Below are 3912 nucleotides of genomic sequence, written 5' to 3'. Positions count from 1 at the left end.
AAACCCGGGGCGGTTCAATCCAATGCTCAGTGAGCGGCTTTCTGGATTGCTGGGAATCAACTTGTAGCACTGGTGACGGAGGGCTGCAGGCCTTTTTTTGCCCAGTACCCAGACACAATGGAAGTGTGCTGTGCTGAGCGGTTTACCTCCTTTGGAAACGGGCTCACTCGTTCGAGTACTGTTCTGCCTCGTTGATGCAGTTCTCGCAGAGAGCGCTGCCATGGCAGGCCTCTTGTTCGAGTGATATTGCCAACTCTTTGCCTTCAAGGACTATCTGGCAACCCTTGCGGTAGCTGCCCGGGTCCGTCAGACCCTCGCATGCTCTCTGGCGATGAGCGCAATGACTGCATTTTGAAGGGCGCTCAATTGGTCGGAACCCTTGGCAATGGCGAGCTTGGCTATTCGGCTAACCTTGGCGTGCTCATTGGATTTATGCAGTGTTCAGGCGCTCGTTCCGCTCATGCAGTACACGAACAATGAATACGACCTGGGTGCGAACCACATAGCTCACTACGAAGGGGTAGCGGGTAAGTACCAGCTCGCGCACGTCCGGGGTTTGGGAAGGGCGTCCCATCCCCGTAAACGTCGCGAGCTGCTCAATGGATTCCAGAATGGTATTTACGGCTTCGTCAGCTCTCTGGTGGCCCATCAGCCCCGCGTAATGCTCATGAATCGCTTCCAGATCGCTATCGACTTTTTCACTTAACTCGATTTGCGGCACGTGCTACCCACTTGGCTTTAACCGTTTCCAGATTGATCGTCTTTCCTGCATCAATGTCGGCTAAGCCTTCGTCAATGGCTTTCAGGTGCCAGGCTTCTGCTTCGACATAGCGAGACAAAGCACGTTTCAGGTGGTACTGACGATCACGGTCCGTGGCAAGCGCTAGCTGGTCTAGCATTTCGACCAAGCCTTCTTCGACACGGAATGACAAAACAGGCGATGCCATATTGGCCTCCACGGGTGGTGATTGTAAACAGTGTATACAGAATCCTGAAAAGTATACTTGAGGCTTTGATTGCGCAACAAATTTGTGTGCTTTTCGCCGAGTTGCTATTCACTTTTTGGAAATCGACAGCAACCCCGAACGCTTGAGCGAAGTCGGGACGATGCCGCCCCATCACCACTCCCAAACTATTCACCCCTCCCGGTTTCCCCTTTAGCCCTTTCTGATCTATACCTTGGGTTCAAAGTTTTGTGAGGCGAGGAGCTATCAGGTGTCGGACGTAGATCAGGTACAAAAGTCGCAACCCTCTCCCAGTCAGAGCCATGATGATGTGATTGCCCAGTTCAAGTGGCAGGGCAAGCAGATCGACTGGTTGCTGCAATGGCTGGTCAAGTTTGTCGCGAACACCAAGGTGGAGCTGGGCGTGACGCTGTCGGTGGGCGGGAATCTGGTTTCCGGGCACCTGATTTCTCACGACACCTATTTTGAGCAGTTGGCCGACGATATTTCGGCGCCGTTCAGTTCGTTTGCCAATGGCACTGACGCGACGATGAAAGAAATGATTCTGTCCTTCAAGCCGGGAGAGTCTTCCGAAGACACGCCAGCATTCCATTTCATTCACCTGAAGGATTGCCGGACCTATTCCACTGACGGTAATCCGATTTGCGACGCAGGTGTGTTGTGGCGCGGCAGGATCTCGGCGGTGGACGGCTTCACCATCGGGCTCATCGCTGAAAAACCAGGCGTGTCCTGACCTTTTCAGGCCCCGGCTTTCGTCGGGGCGTTCTCATCCATTCTGATGACGGTCTCCAGCGTGCTATGTGCACCCGCTGGTCAGGAAGGCTGCGCCGGTAGTAGCGTCACTTAGCCATTCTTTGCGCGACAAAATGTCGCAATGGGCCTTTAGCCGGGTAATATGTTCGCCCTGACCTTACACGCCGAATGGTTTTCGGCATGGCCTGATAGAGAACTGGCGACAAGAAAAAATAACAAGAAACGAGCCAGGCTGCCCGCCTCGGTCGACGTAAAGAATTAATGAGTAGACGAAAAAGGCGATTAGAGAAAATGACCAAAACTTCGCGACCTTTGTATATTTCCTATGCAGGACCCTCACTGCTGGAAATGCCCCTGCTGAACAAAGGCAGTGCCTTCACCCCGCAAGAGCGGGTCGAATTCAATCTGATCGGGCTCCTGCCGCAGAACGTAGAGACTATCGAAGAGCAAGTCACCCGGGTCTACAGCCAGTACAAGCAGTGCGCGAGCGATCTGGACAAGCATATTTACCTGCGTTCGATCCAGGACAACAACGAAACCCTGTTCTTCCGCCTGCTGGACTCGCATCTGGACGAGATGCTGCCGATTATCTACACCCCGACGGTGGGTCAGGCGTGTCAGGAATTCTCCAAGATCTACCGCACGCACCGTGGCCTGTTCATTTCCTACCCCGAGCGTGACCGCATCGATGACATTCTGCGCAGCGCCACCAAAGACCGGATCAAAATCATTGTCGTGACCGACAGCGAGCGAATTCTCGGTCTGGGCGACCAGGGTATCGGTGGCATGGGCATTCCGATTGGCAAACTGTCGCTGTACACCGCCTGTGGCGGAATCAGCCCTGCCTACACGCTGCCGATAGTGCTGGATGTGGGCACCAACAACCGTGAGCTGCTGGATGACCCGATGTACATGGGCTGGCGTCACGAGCGGGTATCAGGCAAGGAATACGAAGACTTTATCGCGCTGTTCATCGACGCGGTGCAGCGTCGCTGGCCCGACGTGTTATTGCAGTTCGAAGATTTTGCCCAGTCCAACGCCATGCCGTTGCTTGAGAAGTATCGGGATGAGCTGTGCTGCTTCAACGATGACATTCAGGGCACTGCGTCGGTTGCCGTGGGTACATTGCTGGCGGCCTGCAAGGCCAAGAATGAAACCCTTGGCCAGCAGAAAGTGGTGTTTGTCGGTGCCGGTTCGGCGGGCTGCGGGATCGCCGAGCACATCATCGCAGCGATGCGAATTGAAGGCCTGAGCGAAAGCGAAGCGCGCAAACGTATCTTCATGGTTGATCGCTTCGGCCTGCTGACCGAAAGCATGGATAACCTGCTCGATTTCCAGAAGCGCCTGGCGCAAAAGACCGCCGATGTGTCTGGCTGGACTGCTGGCGCAGAAGCCTTCCCGCAGTTGCTCGACGTGGTGACGAACGCCGGGGCCACGGTGTTGATCGGCGTGTCCGGGCAGCGTGGTCTGTTCACCGAGCAAGTGATTCGCGAACTGCACAAACATTGCGCCAAACCACTGGTAATGCCGCTATCCAATCCGACTTCCAAGGTAGAAGCCACGCCGGAAGAAATCCTGCGCTGGACGGATGGCAATGCGCTGGTTGCTACCGGCAGTCCGTTCGCGCCGGTGGAGATCAACGGTCGCACCGTGCACATCGCTCAGTGCAACAACTCCTATATCTTTCCGGGCATCGGACTCGGCGTGGTGGCTTGCAAGGTGTCGCGCATCACCGACCGTATGCTGATGGCGGCATCCAATGCGCTGGCCGAGTGTTCGCCGATGGTCACGGGGCAGGGCGATGCGGTGTTGTCGCCACTCAAGGAAATTCAGCAGGTGAGTCGTAAAATTGCGCTGGCTGTTGCCAAAGAGGCCCAGGCTGAAGGCTTGGCACTGGAAACTTCCGAAGAGGCACTGCTTGAAGCCATCGAGCGTAATTTCTGGCTGCCGGGCTATCGTGCCTATCGCCGTCGTTCGGTCTGATCGAGCGTTTCCAGAGTGACAGCGTCTGCGCTAGCTTGCTTGCGCAGACGCTTTGTTGGCGGAGTAAGTGCACGTTTATGGGCGCGTATTGCTTCACGGTGAAATAAGCTTCATTCAACCCAATCCTCTCACCGTTTTCACATAAAATTGATGAAGCGCTGCCTACAGTGCGCGCCATCGGGAGTTATCTGGGGAAACTCTGAAAAAGACT

4 protein-coding genes are annotated in these 3912 nt (G+C 55.2%); 2 read left to right on the top strand and 2 right to left on the bottom strand.

Annotated elements, in window-relative coordinates:
* Positions 1–430 precede the first annotated feature (430 nt).
* Positions 431–721 (bottom strand): type II toxin-antitoxin system RelE/ParE family toxin, encoded by a 291-nt coding sequence (locus ALO64_RS24335; protein WP_081009242.1) that lies wholly within the window; start codon positions 719–721, stop codon positions 431–433.
* Complete coding sequence (locus tag ALO64_RS13275) at positions 699–947, bottom strand: CopG family ribbon-helix-helix protein (RefSeq protein ID WP_002552596.1); 249 nt, start codon at positions 945–947, stop codon at positions 699–701. Before ALO64_RS13275 ends, ALO64_RS24335 begins: the two co-directional genes overlap by 23 nt.
* Before the next feature lie 268 nt (positions 948–1215).
* Here ALO64_RS13275 and gvpU point away from each other — a divergent pair, with 268 nt between their 5' ends.
* Positions 1216–1698, top strand: coding sequence for a gas vesicle accessory protein GvpU (gene gvpU, locus ALO64_RS13270; protein ID WP_002552597.1), 483 nt, complete (start codon positions 1216–1218; stop codon positions 1696–1698).
* Positions 1699–2009: 311 nt separating this feature from the next.
* Positions 2010–3701 carry an NAD-dependent malic enzyme gene (locus ALO64_RS13265; protein ID WP_044345672.1) on the top strand — a complete coding sequence of 564 codons (1692 nt, stop codon included), beginning with the start codon at positions 2010–2012 and terminating at the stop codon, positions 3699–3701.
* Positions 3702–3912 lie beyond the last annotated feature (211 nt).

It is taken from the genome of Pseudomonas meliae, from assembly GCF_001400515.1.
Taxonomy (GTDB): Bacteria; Pseudomonadota; Gammaproteobacteria; order Pseudomonadales; family Pseudomonadaceae; genus Aquipseudomonas; species Aquipseudomonas amygdali.
The sequence above is the reverse complement of the archived record's forward strand: the minus strand, read 5'-3'. Positions and strand labels throughout refer to the sequence as shown.

Coding starts and splice junctions, on each gene's coding strand:
- ALO64_RS13275 (WP_002552596.1), bottom strand. CDS start 947: ATGGCATCGCCTGTTTTGTCATTCCGTGTCGAAGAAGGCTTGGTCGAA.
- ALO64_RS13265 (WP_044345672.1), top strand. CDS start 2,010: ATGACCAAAACTTCGCGACCTTTGTATATTTCCTATGCAGGACCCTCA.